Raw genomic sequence first — 19,328 nt, forward strand, 5'->3', positions numbered from 1 at the left:
TTCTGGGGTTGCCGGCCAGCGGCCGGCACTACCTGCGGGTGCCGGGTGCAACCCGGCCGCACCCCCGTCCCTCACAGCGGCAGCTGGGTCGTCTGCTTGATCCGCTGCATCGGAATCTCGGTCTTGGTGTTCTGCACGCCGGCAATCCGGTTCAGGTGCTGCATCTGGAACTGACGGTAGGCATCAAGATCGGCCACCGCCACCCGCAGCAGGAAATCGCAGTCACCCGCCATCAGATGGCATTCCAGCACTTCCGGGAACGACTTGATGCTGTTGATGAAGTGGTTGGTGGTGTCCTCATCCTGCCCGCGCAGCCACACCCGCACGAACACTGTGAAGCCACGGCCCACCTTGGCCGCGTTCAACAGCGCCACGTAGCGGTCGATGTAACCGCCCTCCTCCAGCAGCCGCACCCGGCGCAGGCACGCCGACGGTGACAGCCCGACCCGTCGCGCCAGCTCCAGGTTCTGCAGGCGGCCATCGCACTGCAGGGCGTCGAGGATGCGTCGATCAAGGCTGTCGAGCTGGTACTGCATGCAATTCCACCTTGGTGGCACATGGCCGCAGGAAATTTCAATCATCCCGAATCAAGTGGCATCAACGCAACCCGATTTCGTGATTGGCCCGTTAGCATGGAGCACCCCACCTCGTTGTGCCCTCCATGGACGCCCGTACTTCCCTGCCCCTGCCCGATACCTGCGACACCGCGCCGCGCGCCGAATTCCTGCGCGGCCTGCGTGCCGCCGTGCCGGTGATGATCGGCTTCATCCCGTTCGCCCTAGTGCTCGGCGCCCAGGCGGCCCAGAAGGGCCTGAGCGCACTGGAAGTGCCGCTGATGACCGGGCTCAACTTCGCTGGCGGCTCGGAGTTCGCCGCCGTCGAACTGTGGACCTCGCCGCCGCACATCGCGTTGATCGTGGCGATCACCGCGCTGGTCAACAGCCGCCACCTGCTGATGGGCGCCAGCCTGGCCCCGTTGCTGCAGCACCTGCCGCGCCGCCGGGTCCTGCCGGCCCTGTTCTTCATGTGCGATGAAAGCTGGGCGATGGGCGTGGCCGATGCGCGCCGCCGTGCCCTTGGATTCAGCCTGGCCTATTACCTGGGCGTCTCGGCGGGCCTCTACACCGTCTGGGTCGCCTGCACCGCGCTGGGTGCGATCGTGGGGCCGCTGCTGGGCGACATCCATGCCTATGGTTTCGACATGGCCTTCCCTGCCGTGTTCCTGGTGCTGCTGCGCGGCATGTGGCAGGGCATGAAAGCGGCGCGGCCGTGGCTGGTCAGCCTGGTGGTGGCCGCAGCCACCTACCTGCTGATCCCGGGTGCATGGTACGTGGCCAGCGGCGCGCTCGCGGGCCTGGCGGCGGCCTGGCTGCTGGCGGAGGATGCGGCATGATGTTCAACGGGCTGATCCACTGGACCTCGGTGCTGACCATCGTGCTGATGGCCGCCGCCACCTACCTGACCCGCATCGTCGGCTTCCTCGCGCTGCGCAACCGCACGTTGAGCAAGCGCGCGGTGACGGTGATGGAAGCCGCGCCGGGCTGCGTGCTGATCTCGGTGATCGCCCCGGACTTCGTCGCCGACCAACCCGCCGACCTGGCCGCGCTGGCGATCACCCTGCTGGCCGCCACCCGGCTGTCGATGCTGCCGACGGTGCTGATCGGCGTCGCCTCGGCCGGCCTGCTGCGCTACCTGATGGGCTGACTGCGTGGTGCGCCGGGCAAAGGCCCGGCGCTGGCCAGTCATCGCAGCACGCCCTGTACGCGCGCTGCCGTCAGGTGCTGCTGCTGGCCGCCAGCAGGCACAGGCTGCGCGGCGGCAGGGTCCAGCTGCCCGCCTCGTCCGGCTCCACCGGCGTCTCATCGGTCTGCAGCAGTACGCGCCGGAACGACAACGCCTCGTCCGAGGCCCGGAACTGCTGCGGCTGATCGCCGGCATTCAGCAGCAGTGCAAGGCTGACATGCCGCCCCGGCTCGCGCAGGCCGCTGTCGGGGCTGCGACCGTCCAGGATGATCAGCAGCGCCCGCAGCGCCGGATCGTGCCAGTCCGCCGCCTCCATCGCGCGGCCATCAGGGTGCCGCCAGTCGATATCACGCAGGCCGAGCGCTTCATCGTAGTCACCGCGCAGGAACCGGTTCCTGCGCAGCAGGCCGTAGCGCCGCCGCAGCGACAGCGCGCGCCGCACGAACGCCACCTGCGCCTGCGCCGCCGGCTGCGCGGCACGCTCCCAATCGATCCAGCTCAGTGGATTGTCCTGGCAGTAGGCGTTGTTGTTGCCCTGCTGCGAATGCCCGAACTCATCGCCGGCCAGCAGCATCGGCGTCCCCTGCGCCAGCAGCAGCGTGGCCAGCAGGTTGCGCATCTGCCGCGCACGCACCGACAGGATCGCCGGATCATCGGTATCGCCCTCCACCCCATGGTTGCTGGAGAGGTTGTGCGAATGGCCATCGCGGTTGTCTTCGCCGTTGGCTTCGTTGTGGCGATCGTTGTAGCTCACCAGGTCATGCAGGGTGAAGCCATCGTGTGCGGTGACCAGGTTGATGCTGGCCGAGGGTCGCCGGCCATGGTGATCGAACAGGTCGGCCGAACCGGTGAAGCGGGTAGCGAATTCCGGCAGCTGCCCGCCATCACCGCGCCACAGCGCGCGCACCGTATCGCGGAAGCGGTCGTTCCATTCCGCCCACCCCGGCGGGAACTGGCCCAGCTGGTAGCCCCCCGGGCCGATGTCCCACGGCTCGGCAATCAGCTTCACCTGGCTCAGGATCGGGTCCTGGCGCACGGCATCAAGGAAGCTGCCCGAAGCGTCGAAGCCATGCCGCTCACGGCCGAGGATGGTGGCCAGGTCGAAACGGAACCCGTCCACCCGCATCTCGGTCACCCAGTAGCGCAGCGAGTCCATCACCATGCGCAGCGCGCCGGCGTTGGTCAGGTCGAACGTGTTGCCGGTGCCGGTATCGTTGATGTAATAGCGGCGATCATCGGCCAGGCGGTAGTAGCTGGCGTTGTCGATGCCCTTGAACGACAGCGTGGGGCCCAGCTCGTTGCCCTCGGCGGTGTGGTTGTAGACCACGTCCAGGATCACCTCGATGCCGGCGTTGTGCAGCCGCGCGACCATCTGCTTGAACTCGGCCACCGTACCCAGCGACAGGTAGCGCGGTTGCGGCGCGAAGAAGCCGATGGTGTTGTACCCCCAGTAGTTGCGCAGGCCGCGCTCGAGCAGCTGCTGGTCATCCACATAGGCATGCACGGGCAGCAGCTCGATGGCGGTTACGCCGAGGTCGCTGAGATGATCGACCAGCGCGTCATGGCGCAGCGCGGAGAACGTGCCGCGCTCGGCCAGCGGGACGGCGGGATGCTGCATGGTCAGCCCGCGCACGTGCGCTTCGTAGATCACGCTGCGGTCCCAGGGCGTGGCCGGCGCACGTTCGGCGCCCCAGCTGAAGGCCGGATCGATCACGGCGCAGCGCGGCATGTAGCCGGCGCTATCGCGGCGGTCGAAGCTGAGGTCGCCATCGCGATGGCCAAGGGTGTAGCCGAACAGGTGCGGCGCCCATTTCAGCTCGCCGACAATCTGCTTGGCGTAGGGGTCCAGCAACAGCTTGTTGGGGTTGAAGCGATGGCCTTCCTCCGGCGCATACGGGCCATGCACCCGGTAGCCGTAGCGCTGCCCGGGCCGCACATCGGGCAGGTAGCCATGCCAGATCTCATTGGTGTACTCCGGCAGCGCGATGCGTTCCACTTCGCGGTTGCGCGCGTCGAACAGGCAGAGTTCGACCCGGGTGGCATGCCGCGAGTACAGCGCGAAGTTCACGCCCAGCCCGTCCCAGGTCGCCCCCAGCGGGAAGGGCCGCCCTTCGCGCACGCGCGAGGTCTGCGCCCATTTACGGCTGGCCATCGTTTTCCTCCTCGCCACGTGCTGCGGCGATCTCGGCCTCCACCAGCCGCTCGGCCATGTGCCAGTGCCGCTGCTGCTGGTCGTCCGGGCGCCCCTCGGCTTCCCAGATCTGGTGGGCCAGTGCCTCAATCCGCTGCCGTCGTTCCCTGCTGTCCATCCCTACCTGTCTCCTCGTTGATCCATATCGCCAGCGGGCTGCCAGCCAGAAGCCTGCCCACGTCTGCGGTTGCGTTGAAATGTTCGATGCGCCCGTCCAGGAGGTTGCGCATGGGGCCTGCCGGCAGCCCGCGCAGCGCCACGCCGGTGCCGACGTCGTGCACGGCGTGCAGGCCGGGACCGGGCATCGCCGTGGGCGAACCACGCCGCACGATCACCAGCAGCACCTGTGCCTCGTGGCTGCGCGTGAACGCCAGCCACGGCGAGCGCGCGGGCACCGACAACGGCTGCAGCTGGCCGCGCAGGAACAGGTGCGGGTGCGTGCGGCGGCAATCCAGCAGTTGCCGCAGCAGGAATGCCTTGATGCCACCGTCGTGCCAGTCCTCCAGCAGCGCCGGCCACGCGCGCGTGTCGCGCAGCCAGGCCTGCCGCGCCGGATAGTCCACGGCACGCCGGTTGTCCGGGTCCACCAGGCTCAGGTCCCAGCCTTCTCCACCCTGGTAAAGGTCGGGCACGCCGGGCAGGCAGTGCTGCAGGCACAGCTGCGCCAGGCCGTTGCAGGCGCCTGCCGGCGCGATGCGTGCGACGAAGGTCGCCAGCGCCTCGCGCACCGGCTGCAGGGGCGCTGCGTCCAGCAGCGCGTGCAGCCATTGCGCGGCGGCCTCCTCTACAGCCACGTTGGGGTCAGACCAGCTGCTGACCCGCTTGCCCTCGCGCAATGCCTTGGTCAGCCACTGCACCATCCTCGATGCGAAGTCGGCGCCGGGGGCCCCGTGCATCGGCCACGCCGCCACGAGGGCCTGCCACAGCGCGTACGCTTCGGCACCCGGCAGCGGCACCGGCATGCCGGCCGTGGCCGCCATCCGGCGCCAGCACTGAACTGCGTCCTGCCACTCCTTCGGGCAGGTGCTGAGCACCGCCAGTCGCGCCCGGCTGTCCGCGCCCCGCTTGTGATCGTGGGTGGCCAGCGCCAGCAATGCCCTGGGATGGCGACGCAGGCGCACCGTGGCCTGTTCCAGCAGCGCGCGCCCCTGCATGCCCAGCCGCTGCGGATCACTGCCGACTTCGTTGCGTGAGAGCAACCTGAAATAGCGATAGAACCCGGTGTCTTCCACCGACTTGGCATTCAACGGCGCGGCCAGTTGACCGAAACGCACACGCAGTGCGCGCTCGGCCTGCGCCTCGCCGGGAAGCACTGCCAGCAGCAGGTCCAGCGCCGCGCGAGCCGCACCGTCCAGCGCTTGGCGCGCTGCAGCGCCGGCGTCGGCCAGCGCCTTTCGTTCACCCGCCTCCTGCAGCGAATAGGGCCGGTAGGTGCGGTAGTGCCCCAGCACTGAAGCCAATGCGCGGGCCAGCGCAGCCACTCCGATATCGGCTTCGGCCAGCCGTGGCTGCAGGACCTGCTGCGCGCTGCGCAGCAGCCGCTGGAAGTCGGCATGAAGGCCCTGGCGCAGCAACATGGCGCGGGCGTCCTGCTGGATCCGGTCGAAGCTGCGCGGGTCACCGCCCAGCGCCTGCCACGTGCGCGAAAGCGCGGGGGCAGCCGCCGGGTCGTGCAACCAGGCACCGGCCTGGTCCATGAAGTCATAGCCGGTGGTGCCGTCGCAGGCCCAGTCGTCGGGCAGCTGCTCGCCCTCGGCCAGTATCTTCTCCACATGCAGGCTGACGGCCTGCGGCTCACGACCGCCGGCCGCGCAGGCGGCGTCGAGCGATTGACGCAGGCGTTGCAGGTACGCGCCCGGGGAGGACAGGCCATCCACGTGGTCGATGCGCAGGCCGTCCACCCATCCCTCGCGTACCAGCCGCAGCGGCAGCGCATGCACTGCGTCGAACACATCCTCGCGCTCCACCCGCAGCGCGGCCAGTTCGTTGATATCGAAAAAGCGCCGGTAGTTCACCTGATCGCCGGCCGTGCGCCACCAGGCCAGCCGGTAGTGCTGCCGCTGCAGCAGCGCGTGCAGCCGTTCAACGCTGCGATTGCAGCGTTCGGCCCACGCCAGCCACTGCGCGGGCTCCAGCGGATGGCTGCGCGGCGACAACGGCAATGCCAGCCCATGGTGGCGCAGCACGGGCCGTGCGTTGTCCACCACCACGCGCACCACGCCGTCGCGCACGGCGTCGTGCAACGGCCGGTCCAGTACAGGCAGCCAGAGCCGGCCCTCGCAGCCCGGCGCCTCCCAGTCGATATCAAACCATGCTGCGTGCGGGCTTCGAGGCCCGTGCATCAGCACATCGCTCCACCACGGGCTGTGCGGGGACGCCGCCAGATGGTTGGGCACGATGTCCAGGATCAGGCCCATGCCATGCGCGCGCGTCACTTCCGCCAGCTGCCGGAAGCCCGCTTCACCGCCCAGTTCCGGATTGATGCGAGCCGGGTCGATGCCATCGTAGCCATGCGTCGACCCGGGCACCGCCGCAGCGATCGGTGACAGGTAAAGGTGGCTGACGCCCAGCGCGGCGTAGTACGGCACCTGCGCGGCAGCCGCCTCGAGGTCGAAGCCTGCGTGCAGCTGCAGGCGCGCGGTGGCACGCAACCCCGTCATTGCCCGGTCCTGCGGCGCGTGGCACTCAGGCGCGCCACGCGCGCATCGACAGCGTCAACATCCCACGTCGGCGGCAGGCGGCGGCGCCAGTTGGGATGGCCGTCGACGGTGCCTGGCAGATTCACCTGTGCGCGACCGCCCAGCGCGTCTTCCAGCGGCAGCAACGCCAGCCGGGACGCCGAGTGGGCGACCAGTGACAGTGCCCTGGCGTCCAGCGGCGCGCCCTCGCCGCCGGCCACCGCAGAAAGTGCCTGCGCGTCGCTGGCGCGCGCGCGCAGTGCCGCTGGCAGATCCGCCAGCTCACCCAGGCGTGCACGCCAGCGCAGGTCACGCCCGCGCAGCCAGCCGGCCAGCGGCGGCAGGTCATGGGTGGAGGGCATCGCCACTGCATCGCGGCGCCACTGCGGCGCCGGCAGGAAGCGCGCACCGTTGCGGGCAAACGGCAGGACCTCGATGCCCAGAATGCCCCGGGCTGCCAGCCGCTGGCGCATGCCCGGCGGAACCACGCCCAGGTCTTCGCCGATCAGCACGCAGCGATGCCGCCAGGACTCCAGCACCAGCAGGTTGATCAGATCATCGAACGGATAGCGCAGGTACACCCCCTGCCCGGCGCCCGCGCCACGGGGCAGCACCCACAGCCGCAGCAGGCCCAGGATGTGATCGATGCGCAGGCCTCCGCGGTCGGCCATCACGGCGCGCAGCACGCGGAGGTAGGGTGCGAAGCCCTCCCGCTGCAACGCCATCGGTGACCAGCTGGTGATGCCCCAGGCCTGGCCGAGCGGATTGAACGCATCGGGCGGTGCACCCAGCTCAAGTCCCTGCAGCAGATCAGCCCCGCCGGTGCGTGCCTCCACGCCCTGCGGTGCGCAGCCCACGGCCAGGTCGGCAATCAACCCGATCGAGGCGCCCTGGTCGCGCAGCGTGGCGTGGACCTGCGCCCAGCCCTGCCGTGCCACCCACTGCGCAAACGCATGGTCGTCCGCGCTGCCGGTGAACCGGTCGGCGGCATGCTGGCAATAGTCCCGCAGCGGATCGCCCTGCATGGCACGCCAGGTTTCGATCTGCGCGTGCTGCGCCGGTGCCTGCGCTGCAATCCAGTGGCGAACCTGCCGCATCCAGCGCCACTTCACTGCCGCCGAGTGCGGCCAGTCGATGCGACGTGCGGCAGTCCCCGCTTCCACCGCCGCCGCCAGCGCCTCGTCCCCGCCCAGCACGCTATGGGCAGCCTCGGGCAGCACCTGCGGCAGGGAGACCTGCAGCGGGTCGAGCCAGCGCCGGTCGCTGGGCGAATAGGGGCTGTAGCCCGGGCCCGGTGGCAAGCCGGCGTGCAGCGGGCTCAACGCCAGTGCGTCGCCGCCATGCCGGTGCAGCAGCTCGCTCCACCGTGCACAGCCGGCACTGTCACCGATGCCGGCATCGCCCGGGGCGCGCAGGCTGTACACCTGCGCCGACAGGCCCCAGCCGCGCAGCGTGCCCCGCGGCCACCAGGCACGCTGTGGCGCCACCGCAACCGCCTGTTCCCGGTCGCCCCGGCGCCACTGCCAGTAACCCGGCTGGTCCGGCACGCGCCAGCGGCCCTGCGCATCGGCACGGGCGGGCAGCGCTGTTCCCTGTTCATCCACCCAGCATGCCGCGCCGGCTGCCTCCGGCATCGCCAGCAGCTGTCCGCAGCAGGCCGTGCGCAGGCCAGCGTACTCGGGCACCGCCTCGCACTGCAGCCCCTCCAGCACGGCGCGCAGCACGTCCGGCGCGACCTCGCGCGCGGCACCGGCCACGTCGGTCCAGCGGACCAGCAGGCCCGCACGGCGGGCCGTTTCGCGCACCGCTGCATCCGTGCTCATGCGGCGATCCAGCAGGCCAGCACGCCGCCGCCTGCCGGCAGCATCCCGGCCGCGTCCGGACCCACGACGCAGTCGCCGGCCGGCACCGCATGCGCCACCGGCACAGGGCCCACGTTGATCGCGATCCACCATTGGCCCGAGGGCAACTGCCAGCCTGCCTGCACCGCGCCTTGGCCCAGCACGCGCGCGCCCAGCGACCGCGCCTGCGGCAGGCCCGGCTGCAGATAGCGCCTGCGCAGGCCGAGGAACTCACCCGTGCAGCGCAGCCAGTGCTGCGACCAAGGATCATCGCCAGGCGGCGGCGTGTACGACGCCTGCAGGGTCGCCGCATCGTTCGGGTCCGGAATACGCGCGCGCGCGGCGGCGTCGGCAAAGGCGCTGAAACCGGAGAACTCACGGCGACGCCCTTCACGCACCGCCTCGTCCAGCGGCGGCGCGTAGTCGGTGAAGAACAGGAAGGGCGATTGCACCTGCCACGGTTCGCCCATGAACAGCAGCGGGATCATCGGCGTCAGCAGGGTCAGTGCCAGCGCCGCGCGTAGCGGCGCAGGATCGGTCAGCATCGACAGGCGCTCGCCGAAAGCGCGGTTTCCCACCTGGTCATGGTTCTGCGCGAATACCACAAAACGCGCGGGCGACAGGTCGGCGCTGGGTTCGCCGCGGGGATCGCCGCGCAGGTCCGGTTCGCCCTGCCAGGCGAATCCCTCGGCCAGGCAGCGGGCCAGCAGTGCTTCGGCGCGACCGGCATAGGCCGCGTAATAGCCCTCCCGCTCGCCGGTCAGCATCACGTGCAGCGCATTGTGGAAGTCATCGTTCCACTGTCCCTGGTAGGCGCCGCGCAGCCACCGCGCCTGGTTGCGTTCGTTCTCCAGCACCAGGTGCGCGTGCGGGGCCACCGCACGTACCTCGTCGGCCAGCTGCTGCAGGAAACGGTCATCGTCAATGGCGTGCACCGCATCCAGGCGCAGTCCGTCGACGCCATAGTCGCGCAGCCACATCAGCGCATTGTCGATGAAGAACCGCCGCACCCAGGGCTGGCGGAAGTCGATGGCCTCGCCCCACGGCGTGCTGCGATCGTCACGGAAGAACCCGCGCGCGTAGTCGCGCAGGTGGTTGCCCTGCGGCCCGAAGTGGTTGTAGACCACATCCAGCAGCACCGACAGCCCTGCATCGTGCGCCGCCTCGATGAAGGTCCTCAGCGCTGCCGGCCCGCCGTAGGCATGGGCCGGCGCATACGGGAACACGCCGTCGTAGCCCCAGTTGCGCTGCCCGGGAAACTGCGCGACCGGCATCAGTTCGATGGCGGTAACGCCCAGGGCCGCCAGCAGCGGCAGCTGCGCTGCCAGCGCAGCGAAGCCGCCGCCCGCTTCGATATGCACTTCATAGATCACCAGGTCCTGCCAGGCATGCCCGTGCCAGGCCGGCCGCGCTGCCCCCGTATCCAGCACCACCGCGCTGTCGCCGTCGATGCCGTCCGGCTGCCAGCGCGAGGCCGGGTCGGGTACGTCCTGGCCGGAAGGCAGGCGGAACCGGTAGCGGTCGCCGTGCGATGCCGGCGTTCGCAGCCAGTGGCAGCCGTCCGGGTCGCGTTGCATCGGTCGCTGCGTGCCGTGCAGGCACAGCGTCATCGCGACTGCGTCCGGTGCCCATACGCGGAACTCCACCCCGTCACCGGCCACAGGCCATGCGCCCAGGCGCGGCGCGACTGTCGTCATGCATCAACCTGCAGGTACAGCGTGGACAGCGGCGGCAGCGTGAGCCGCAGCGACTGGGCGTGGCCATGCATCGGCCGCGGCTCGGTATGCACTGCTCCAAGGTTGCCGCTATTGCCGCCGCCGTAGTACGCGCTGTCGGTGTTGAGCCGTTCGCTCCAACGCCCCGGTTGCGGCACGCCGACCCGGTAGCCCTCGCGCCGCACCGGGGTGAAGTTGCTCACCACCAGCAGGGTGCGGCCGCTGCCGGCAGGATCCCGGCGGATGAACGCGTAAACGCTGTTGCGGTTGTCGTCGGCCACGCTCCAGTCGAAACCCCGCTCGTCGCGCTCGTCGCGATGCAACGCAGGTTCGGCGCGGAGCACGCCGTTGAGGTCGCCGAGCAGGCGCGACAGGCCCTGGCCCTCGTTGCTGGCCGCCTGTGCCCAGTCCAGCGCCGCATCGTGCGACCATTCGTGGCCCTGGCCGAACTCACCGCCCATGAACAGCAGTTTGCTGCCCGGGTGCGCCCACATGAAGCCGTAGTACGCGCGCAGCTGGGCCAGCCGCTGCGCTGGCTCGCCGGCCATCTTGGCCAGCAGCGCCCCCTTGCCGTGCACCACCTCGTCGTGGGACAGCGGCAGCACGAACCGTTCGGAGAAGGCGTAGACCAGGCCGAAGCTGATCTCGCTGTGGTGATGCGGGCGATGGATCGGGTCGCGCCCCATATACTGCAGGGTGTCGTGCATCCAGCCCATGTTCCATTTGTGGGTGAAGCCAAGCCCCCCCTCCTCCACCGGCGCGGTCACCCCCGGCCACGCAGTGGATTCCTCGGCGATCACCAGCACGTCCGGAAAGCGCTCGCGCAGCGTCTGGTTCATCCGCCGCAGGAACGCGACCGCCTGCAGGTTCTCGCGTCCGCCCTGCTCGTTGGGTATCCACTCCCCCTCGGCACGGCTGTAGTCCCGGTACAGCATCGACGCCACTGCGTCCACGCGCAGGCCGTCGATATGGAAGCGCTCCACCCACTCCAGCGCACTGCCGATCAGGTAGGCAGCCACTTCGTTGCGGCCATAGTTGTAGATCAGCGTGTCCCAGTCGGCGTGCACGCCTTCGCGCGGGTCGGCGTGCTCGTACAGCGCGGTCCCATCGAACCCGGCCAAGCCATGGGCATCGTTGGGGAAGTGCGCGCTCACCCAGTCCACGATCACCCCGATGCCGGCCTGATGGCAGCGGTCCACGAAGCGCGCGAAGGCCTGCGGCGTGCCGTGGCGCGCCGTCGGCGCGTAGATCCCCAGCGGCTGATAGCCCCAGGAACCGCCGAAAGGATGCTCGCTGACCGGCAACAGTTCGATATGGGTGAAGCCCAGCCCGGCCACGTACGGAATCAACCGGTCGGCCAGGGCATCCCAGTCGAGCGGCGCACCGTCGTCGCTGCGCTGCCAGGAGCCCGCATGCACTTCATAGATCGACAGCGGTGCGCGGGTTCCGGCCTGGCGGCGGGCCGCCAACCATGCGTCATCGTGCCACTGCATCGGCACAGCCGAAGGCACCCGCGATGCGGTCGCCGGTGGCAGCTCGGCCCAGCGCGCCATCGGATCGAACTTGTCGGGCATCACCCGGCCGTCGGCGCCGACGATGCGGAATTTGTAGCGGGCACCGGCCTGCACGCCCGGCAGGAACAGCTCCCACACGCCGGCGGTGTGACGCAGCCGCATCGGATGGCGTCGGCCGTCCCACCCGTTGAAATCGCCAACCACGGCGACCCGCCGGGCATTGGGCGCCCACACCGCGAAGCGCACGCCCGCAATGCCCTGCACCTGCGTCGGCACCGCACCCAGCTGCCGCGCCGCATCGGCATCACCGGCATGGAACCGCTGCAGCAGGGCTTCGTCCAACAGGGGACCGAACGCATAGGCATCGTGCACCTGCTCCACGCCCTGTTCGAAATGCAGGGCAAGCAGCGGTATCGCCGCGTCGCCGGCCGCGCCCTCGAACAGGCCGGGCAACGGGCCGGGGGACAGGTCCCAGCGCCGCCCGTCGTCTGCAATCACCTCGACGCGCTGCGCGTGCGGCACCAGCACGCGCAGCTGGCGTCCGCCTTCTGGCTGGCGATGCGGGCCCAGCCAGGCGAATGCATCGGCCGGGCGTGCATGGACGAGGTCCTCCAGCGCCGGCGCGACGCGCTGCTCCAATCCCGTCTCCGTGATCGCTTCATCCTCCAGGGCGGCCAGATGCAGGCTGTCGTGGCTCATGCGGCCACCTGGCAGGTCTGCTGGTACAACGCCAGGTAGGCGCGCCCTGCCGCATCCCAGCCCCCTGGCCGCAGCATGGCCGCGCGGCGCATGGCCTGCAGCAGCCCCGGCAGGCGGAAGGTGCGCATCGCCCGTTCCACGCAGCGGCGCAGGCCATCGGCGTTGGCGCCATGGAACAGGAAACCGGTCACGCCGTCCTCCACGGTATCCACCAGTCCGCCGGTCGCGTGTGCGATGGGCAGGCAGCCGAAACGCTGCGCGTACATCTGGCTCAGTCCGCAGGGTTCGAAGCGCGAAGGCATCAGCAGAAAATCGGCGCCGGCAAACATCTGGCGGGCCAGCGCTTCCTCGAACCCGATGAAGGCGCCCACCCGCCCCGGGTAGCGCCGGGCCAGCGCCTGCACCTGCGCTTCCACCTGCGGCTCGCCACCGCCGATGATGACCAGCTGGCCGCCGGCCGCCACGATCTGTGGCGCCACGTCGCAGGTGATGTCCAGGCCCTTCTGGTGCACCAGCCGCGAGACCACCGCGAACAGCGGCCCGGTCGACGGCGCCAGCCCGAACGCCTTGCGCACCGCATGGGCGTTGGTGGCGCGCCCGGTCCACTCGCCAATGCCGAAGTGGGCCTTGAGATGGATGTCGCGGCGCGGGTCCCAGCTGGCGTCGATGCCGTTGACGATGCCACTCAGGTGCCCGCCGGCTGCGCGACGCGCCAACAGGTCATGCAGCCCGCAGCCGTCATCCGGGGCGGTGATCTGCTGCGCGTAGCGCAGGCTGACCGTGTTCAGCCGCGTGGCGTTGGTGATGCCGCCCTGCAGGAACGACATCTGCCCGTGGAAGTGCAGTTCATCCAGGTGTTCGGCCGGCACGCCCAGTACCGGCGCAAGCGCGTAGGGGAACAGCCCCTGGTAAGCCAGGTTGTGGATCGTCAGCAGGGTCGGCACGGCCGTCCGGTCCCAACGCACGTAGGCGGCCGCCATGGCCACCGGCCAGTCATTCAGGTGCAGCAGCTGCGGCGACCAGTCCAGCCCGGCACGCCCGGCCGCAATCTCCGCCGCCGCATGCGAAAGCGTGGCGAATCGAACCGCGTTGTCCTTCCACTCCTGCCCCTGCCCGTCCACGTAGGGCGAACCCTCACGCTCGTACAGCTCCGGCGACAGCAGGACGTAGATCGGAAGGCCGTCGGCCTGCACCGCCATGCCGATCGTGCACGCCGGCAGGCCGGCCCGCGCGCTGACCTGCCCCACCCGCTGCAGCTGTGGCAGGCGCTGCAGTACCTCCGGGTAGCCGGGCAGCAGCACGCGCGAATCACAGGCACCGCGCACCGCACGCGGCAGGGCCGCAGCGACGTCGCCCAGGCCACCGGCCTTGACGAAGTCCGCCATCTCGGTGGCAACGAACAACACGCGCTGCACCAGTTCCGGCAGATCCAACGGTTGCGAGTGGCCGCGGCGGGTGCCGATCGGCACGGGCGTGACGGGAGAGATCGCAACGGGTGAAGCGGACTGGGCGGCGCGGGCCATGGGGATGATCTCGGATGCTTCAGGCAGACAGACGCCAGCGGCGCCCGGACGGGCGCTGAGGCTGGGAAGGAAGTCGACGCAGGACGTGGGGGACGCCAGCGAGAGGCTCAACAGGACAATAGCCCTGCATGCGATCAACCAACCGTGAAGCCATGGCGATTTCTTTGTGACAAGGCGTCATGAGCTCAGTACACATGACGCGCGCCCGCCCGCCGCCCGCGCCTCTCCTGTAGCGCCGGGCGCACGTTCGGCTGCGGGCAGTCCCGTTGCCGCTCGAGCCGAAATGGGCTCGGCTTTGCAGGGATTCTCCCTGCGACACCCGGTCGCAGCCCATCGCGCCACGCGCTTGACCAATGTCAAACCACCGGCCGCCGCGCGGGCGTATCTCTATGCAGGACCCGAACACGCCGGCACTGCCGGCCCCTACAAGGATCCTGCAATGAGCTACTCCCCCGACAACGCCCAGCTCCTGAATGCGCTGCAGAACGTCATGGTGATCTCCACCACCGACCTGCAGGGCAACATCACCTACGCCAATGACCTGTTCTGCACCCTCACCGGCTTTGCCCGCGAGGAACTGATCGGCCAGCCGCACAGCATCGTGCGCCATCCAGACGTACCCAAGGCCGTCTACAAGGACATGTGGGACACCATCAAGGCCGGCCGCACCTGGACCGGCATCGTGCCCAACCTGGGCAAGGGCGGCGTGCTCTATGTGGTCGATACCACCGTGCAGCCGCTGTTCGACGCCGAGGGCAACATCACCGCCTACATCAGCATCCGCCGCGTGGTGAACGACCTGATGCAGAACTACGACCTGGTCGAGTTCAGCAAGGAAAAGTTCGACGACTTCTACGAGGCCGCGTGAACGCCCTGCCGACAAGCATGCCCTTCAGCCGCCTGCTGGTGGGTTACGCGTCCGAGTCGGGCAATGCTCGCGCCCTGGCCCAGCGCCTGGGCGCGGGTCTGCAGCCGCATGGGCCGCAGGTACTCCCGTTCAACGACATCGACGTAGCCAGTCTCGGCCACGGCGACGTGCTGCTGGCGATTTCCAGCTCCTTCGGCGATGGCGAACCGCCGGCCAATGGCGAGCGGTTCTTCGAAACCCTGCGCCGGACCCCGACCTTGAGCGGCCTGCGCTACGCGGTGTTCGGCCTCGGTGACACCGGCTACCCGAGCTTCTGCGGCTTCACCAAGGCGTTGGATGCCGCGCTGAGCGAGCGCCAGGCGCAGCCGCTGTTGCGCCGCGTGGATGCCGACCTGGGCTACGAGCCGTTTTTCCAGCAATGGCAGCCGGTGCTCGGCCAGGTGCTGGATGGCGACCTCAGCGCTGGCCAGGACCTGCACCTGCAGGTCACCGCCTATGGCGAAGACAACGCCTTTGCCGCGCGCATCCTCGAACGCCGCCGCTTGAACAGCAGCGACCCGGCCGCGTGGCACCTGCAGTTGGACATTGCCGGAAGTGGCATGGCCTATCGCGCGGGCGACACCCTGCACGTGGTGCCGGAGAACGACCCAACCCTGCTGCACGCAGTGGCCCGCTGGTACGGCGATACCACGGCCGTGGCCGCCCTGCGCGACCGCGAGCTGCGCCTGCTGAGCAAGAGCGTCCTGCGCGAGCTGGCCCGGCTCGGTGGCAGCGAAACGCTGAAGGGCCTGCTGAAGGTCAGCCAGAAGCGCGAGCTGGACGCCTACCTGCACGGCCTGGACCTGCTGGACGTGCTGCAGGACCACGCCACCCCGGACAGCGTGCCGCTGCCCCGGCTGCGTGAACTGCTGTCACCGCGGCTGCCGCGTGCCTATTCAATCGCCTCGCACCCGTGCGACGACCAGCTGAGCCTGTGCGTGCGCGAAGTGCGCTACCCCCTGCGCGGCCGCGAGCGCTTCGGCACTGCCACCGGCAGCCTGCTGCATGGCGGCGACCATGCCCGTGTATACTGCCGCTCCAACCCTGGCTTCCACCTGCCCGATACCGGCGAGGCACCGCTGCTGCTGGTCGGTACCGGCACCGGCATCGCACCGTTGATGGGCCTGATGCAGGAGCTGCAGGCCAGTGCCTGCGAGCGCGAAGTGCACCTGGTGTTCGGCGAGAAGCATCGCCAGCACGACTACCTGTACCGCGACCAGCTGCAGGACTGGCAGGCGCGTGGCGTGCTGGCCGGCCTGCATACCGCGTTCTCGCGCGATGGTGCCGACAAGGTCTATGTGCAGCATGTACTGCAGCAGCGTGCCAGCGAGGTGCGTGATGTGCTGGCCCGCGGCGGGCATGTGTACCTGTGCGGCAACAAGCGCCACCTGGAAGGCGCGGTACGCGAGGCCATCGATGCCGTCGCCGGTGCAGGCCAATGGGACGCGCTGCGGGGCGAAGGCCGCACGCACTGCGAGCTGTATTGACCCGTGCCACTGGACTGCGCGGACCTTGAACCGGTAGAGCCGGCCGCTGGCCGGCTGCCCAGCATGCCTTGGTTGCAGGCCAGCGGCCGGCACTACCATCACATGTGACCCACCATCGCCGGTGCGTCCATCACGGGTCAACCGCCGACGATGCGGCCGTCCACCATGCGCGCCACCTGCTGGCCAAACATCGCCACGTCCTGCGGGTCGTGGCTGATCAACAGCAGCGGAATACCAGTCTTGTCCAGCACCGTCTCCAGTTCCTGGCGCAGGTGCTGGCGCAGGTCGTGGTCCAGCGCGGAGAACGGCTCGTCCAGCAGCAGCGCCTGCGGCTGCGTCACCAAAGCCCGCGCCAAGGCCGTGCGCTGGCGCTGCCCGCCGGATATCTGCGACGGCAGCAGATCCCCCACCGTGTCGATGCGGAATGCGTGCAGCCACTGCTCCACAGCGTCGAAGCGCTGGCCCACGCGCGGATTCAACCAGCCCTTCTCCAGCCCGAACGCCACGTTCTGGCGCACGCTCAGGTGCGGGAACAGCGCATAGTCCTGGAACACATACCCCAGCCGACGGTGCTGCGGCGGCACGTCCACGCCAGTGGCCGCATCGAACACGGCCTGGCCTTCCAGGCGTACATGCCCCTGCCCTGGCCGCAGCAACCCGGCCACCGCCTTCAGGGTCAGGCTCTTGCCCGCGCCCGACGGCCCGGCCAGCACCACCTGCCGTTGCGTGCACTGCAGCGCGACGTCCAGCACGAATGCCTGGCCTGCGGCCTGCAGGCGGCGCTGCACGCGCAGGTCAAGCCACATCACGCAGCTCCCGGCGAGGCCCGCCCACCAGCCGCGCGGCCAGCAACAGGATCACGATGCACACCACCGAGGTCAGGATCACCAGCGCATTGGCCTTGCCGTCCTGCCCGGCCTGCACCGCCTCGTAGATGGCGATCGACAGCGTCTGCGTCCGGCCGGGAATGCTGCCGGCCACCATCAGCGTCGCGCCGAATTCGCCCATCGCGCGTGCGAAAGCCAGCAGCAGGCCGGCAAGAATGCCGCGCCACGCCAGCGGCAGCGTGACACGGAAGAACACCGCGGCTTCGGACACGCCAAGCGTGCGCGCGGCCTGCTCCAGCTGCCCGTCCACATTCTCGAACGCGGCGCGGGCCGGCTTGAACACCAACGGAAACGAGGCCACCGCCGCCGCGATCACCGCGGCCTGCCAGGTGAACACCAGGTTGATGCCGAACCACGATTGCAGCCACGCGCCGATCGGGCCGTTGCGGCCGATCAGCACCAGCAGGTAGTACCCCAGCACCGTCGGCGGCAGCACCATCGGCAAGGTCAGCACCGAATCCAGCAGTTCACGGCCGGGAAAACGCAGACGCGCCAACAGCGCACCCAGCGCCACGCCCAGCACCAGATTGATCGCGGTGGCCCAGCCGGCCACCTTCAGCGACAACCCCAGCGCGGTCCAGTCCAGATCCATGCCTCAGGGGGTGCCGAACCCGTGCCTGGCCAGGATCGCCTGGCCCTGCGGCGAACGCACGAAGGCAGCGAAGCGCCTGGCCTCTACCGGCTGCGTACTGGCGCTGGTCACCGCCAGCGGATAGGCGATGCGCCCGGACACCGGCACCACGAACGCGCGGCGCACACGGTCGGGCATCGCCTGCGCGTCGGTGGCATAGACGAAGCCCGCATCCACTTCACCGCGCGCCACGTAATCCAGCGACTGGCGCACGTTCTGGGTGGTGATGGCCTTGCCCCGCACTGACGGCCACAGCCCTGCCGCGTCCAGCGCGCCCTTGGCATAGCGGCCCACCGGCACGCTGTCCGGGTTGCCCAGTGCGATGCGCTGCACGTCGGCGCCGGCCAGATCCTTCAGTGTGCGCGGCGGCGCCTTGGCCTGCGGAGGCACCACCACCCACAGCGCGTTCACCGCGAACACCGCGCGGGTGCCGGCCGCCAGCAGGTTCTGCTGCTGGGCCTGGTCCATCGTGGTCTCGTCGGCCGACGCAAACACATCCACCGGTGCACCGCGGCTGATCTGCTGCAGCAACACGCCAGAGGCGGCGAAGTTGAAATCGACTTTGGTCCCTGGGTGCGTTTTCTCATAGGCCGCACCCAGTTCGCGGAAGCTCTCGGTCAGGCTCGAAGCCGCCGACACCGTCAGGTCCGCCGCCCAGGCCGGCACAGCGGCCAGCAACCCCAGCCACAACACTCCCGCTCGCTTCATGCCCAGTCCCCTGCCTGATCAGTCCAGTCCGGATTCCCGCACCGCGGCCAGCGCCGCCAGCCGATCCGGGTCCAGCAACAGCATCTCACGTTGGTTCACCGCAATCACGCCGTCGTCGCTCAAGCGGCGCAGCACCCGGCTCACCGTCTCCGGCGCCATCCGCAGGTAGTTGGCGATCTCGGTGCGGGCCATGCTCAGGTTGAAACGCGTGGCCGAGAAGCCCCGCCGGGCGTAGCGCTGTGAAAGATCCAGCAGGAACGCCGCCATGCGCTCCTCGGTGCGATGGTTGGCCGCCAGCGTGGCGACCTTGCCGATCTCGGCGCTGAGCAGGCTGAACAGCCGCGCCTGAAGCCCCGGCATGCGCGTGGCCAGCAGGCTCAATCGCGGAAACGAGATCCGGCACAGGTAGACGGTGTCCAGCGCCACGGCATTGCACGGGAAGCGCGCTCCGTGGATGGCATTGAGCCCGATCACCTCGCCCGGCAGGCTGAAACCCAGCACCTGCTCGTTGCCCTGGCTGTCATCGACAAAGGTCTTGACCATGCCCGCGCGGACCGCCGCGATCGAATCGAACGGATCGCCGGCACGGAACAGGTAGTCACCGGCCTGGAACGGACCCACGTGATCGACCAGCACATGCAGTTCACCCAACGCGGCCTTGTCGTAGCCCTGCGACATGCAGGCATCGGAAAAGGCGCAGGTACTGCAGAAGTGCAGCGCGTCTCCGTCGTCGGCGGCTGCCGGGTTCGGCGTAGCTGGCCGGGAAAATGCAGCGGAGGGCGGCGTATGGGGCATTGCGGCGAC

Annotated in this window: 16 protein-coding genes; 4 read left to right on the forward strand and 12 right to left on the reverse strand. The window is 69.5% G+C overall.

Translation table 11 applies throughout. The features are described from left to right. Nucleotides 1-71 precede the first annotated feature (71 nt). Nucleotides 72-536: an Lrp/AsnC family transcriptional regulator gene (locus tag AC5P9C_RS07265; RefSeq protein WP_049468528.1), complete on the reverse strand. Its 465-nt coding sequence runs from the start codon at nt 534-536 to the stop codon at nt 72-74. Between the two features lie 125 nt (nt 537-661). Between AC5P9C_RS07265 and AC5P9C_RS07270 the strand changes: the two genes are divergently transcribed. Both AC5P9C_RS07270 and AC5P9C_RS07275 read left to right on the forward strand, forming a co-directional pair. Then, nucleotides 662-1,393 carry an AzlC family ABC transporter permease gene (locus AC5P9C_RS07270; RefSeq protein WP_049468526.1) on the forward strand — a complete coding sequence of 244 codons (732 nt, stop codon included), beginning with the start codon at nt 662-664 and terminating at the stop codon, nt 1,391-1,393. Continuing rightward, entirely contained in the window at nt 1,390-1,704 is a 315-nt protein-coding gene (locus tag AC5P9C_RS07275; protein ID WP_057493297.1) for an AzlD family protein, read from the forward strand. The genes AC5P9C_RS07270 and AC5P9C_RS07275 overlap by 4 nt, the downstream gene beginning before the upstream one ends. A 70-nt stretch (nt 1,705-1,774) precedes the next feature. Here AC5P9C_RS07275 and glgX read toward each other — a convergent pair whose 3' ends face one another. Genes glgX through glgA form a run of 7 tightly spaced genes read right to left on the reverse strand, consistent with a single transcriptional unit; the run spans nt 1,775 to nt 13,904 of the window. Further along, on the reverse strand, nt 1,775-3,895 hold the full coding sequence (gene glgX, locus AC5P9C_RS07280) for a glycogen debranching protein GlgX (protein WP_343542320.1): 2,121 nt from the start codon (nt 3,893-3,895) through the stop codon (nt 1,775-1,777). Next, nucleotides 3,882-4,052 (reverse strand): DUF2934 domain-containing protein, encoded by a 171-nt coding sequence (locus AC5P9C_RS07285; protein WP_074725295.1) that lies wholly within the window; start codon nt 4,050-4,052, stop codon nt 3,882-3,884. The genes glgX and AC5P9C_RS07285 overlap by 14 nt, the downstream gene beginning before the upstream one ends. Beyond that, nucleotides 4,021-6,594 carry a malto-oligosyltrehalose synthase gene (gene treY, locus AC5P9C_RS07290; protein WP_414615016.1) on the reverse strand — a complete coding sequence of 858 codons (2,574 nt, stop codon included), beginning with the start codon at nt 6,592-6,594 and terminating at the stop codon, nt 4,021-4,023. Before treY ends, AC5P9C_RS07285 begins: the two co-directional genes overlap by 32 nt. Further along, nucleotides 6,591-8,435, reverse strand: coding sequence for a 4-alpha-glucanotransferase (locus AC5P9C_RS07295; RefSeq protein WP_414615017.1), 1,845 nt, complete (start codon nt 8,433-8,435; stop codon nt 6,591-6,593). Before AC5P9C_RS07295 ends, treY begins: the two co-directional genes overlap by 4 nt. After that, nucleotides 8,432-10,150 carry a malto-oligosyltrehalose trehalohydrolase gene (gene treZ, locus AC5P9C_RS07300; RefSeq protein WP_414615018.1) on the reverse strand — a complete coding sequence of 573 codons (1,719 nt, stop codon included), beginning with the start codon at nt 10,148-10,150 and terminating at the stop codon, nt 8,432-8,434. Before treZ ends, AC5P9C_RS07295 begins: the two co-directional genes overlap by 4 nt. Then, nucleotides 10,147-12,381, reverse strand: coding sequence for a 1,4-alpha-glucan branching enzyme (locus AC5P9C_RS07305; protein WP_343542499.1), 2,235 nt, complete (start codon nt 12,379-12,381; stop codon nt 10,147-10,149). Before AC5P9C_RS07305 ends, treZ begins: the two co-directional genes overlap by 4 nt. Further along, nucleotides 12,378-13,904 (reverse strand): glycogen synthase GlgA, encoded by a 1,527-nt coding sequence (gene glgA / locus AC5P9C_RS07310; RefSeq protein ID WP_080352941.1) that lies wholly within the window; start codon nt 13,902-13,904, stop codon nt 12,378-12,380. The genes AC5P9C_RS07305 and glgA overlap by 4 nt, the downstream gene beginning before the upstream one ends. A 439-nt stretch (nt 13,905-14,343) precedes the next feature. On the opposite strand from glgA, the gene AC5P9C_RS07315 reads away from it, so the two are divergent. Together AC5P9C_RS07315 and AC5P9C_RS07320 are read left to right on the forward strand one after the other, a co-directional pair. Next, complete coding sequence (locus AC5P9C_RS07315) at nt 14,344-14,772, forward strand: PAS domain-containing protein (RefSeq protein WP_074725300.1); 429 nt, start codon at nt 14,344-14,346, stop codon at nt 14,770-14,772. Continuing rightward, nucleotides 14,769-16,298: a diflavin oxidoreductase gene (locus AC5P9C_RS07320; RefSeq protein WP_414615019.1), complete on the forward strand. Its 1,530-nt coding sequence runs from the start codon at nt 14,769-14,771 to the stop codon at nt 16,296-16,298. Before AC5P9C_RS07315 ends, AC5P9C_RS07320 begins: the two co-directional genes overlap by 4 nt. Before the next feature lie 137 nt (nt 16,299-16,435). Here the strand turns inward: AC5P9C_RS07320 and AC5P9C_RS07325 are convergent, their stop codons facing one another. The 4 genes from AC5P9C_RS07325 to AC5P9C_RS07340 are packed head-to-tail and all read right to left on the reverse strand — an operon-like array spanning nt 16,436 to nt 19,319. Further along, nucleotides 16,436-17,104: a sulfate/molybdate ABC transporter ATP-binding protein gene (locus tag AC5P9C_RS07325; RefSeq protein WP_343541634.1), complete on the reverse strand. Its 669-nt coding sequence runs from the start codon at nt 17,102-17,104 to the stop codon at nt 16,436-16,438. After that, nucleotides 17,094-17,777 (reverse strand): molybdate ABC transporter permease subunit, encoded by a 684-nt coding sequence (modB, locus tag AC5P9C_RS07330; protein WP_343541636.1) that lies wholly within the window; start codon nt 17,775-17,777, stop codon nt 17,094-17,096. Before modB ends, AC5P9C_RS07325 begins: the two co-directional genes overlap by 11 nt. A gap of 3 nt (nt 17,778-17,780) precedes the next feature. Next, nucleotides 17,781-18,524, reverse strand: coding sequence for a molybdate ABC transporter substrate-binding protein (gene modA, locus AC5P9C_RS07335; RefSeq protein ID WP_343541638.1), 744 nt, complete (start codon nt 18,522-18,524; stop codon nt 17,781-17,783). Between the two features lie 18 nt (nt 18,525-18,542). Further along, complete coding sequence (locus tag AC5P9C_RS07340; protein WP_103282207.1) at nt 18,543-19,319, reverse strand: helix-turn-helix domain-containing protein; 777 nt, start codon at nt 19,317-19,319, stop codon at nt 18,543-18,545. Nucleotides 19,320-19,328 lie beyond the last annotated feature (9 nt).

It is taken from the genome of Stenotrophomonas sp. YJH_SMC_10 (genome assembly GCF_059371555.1).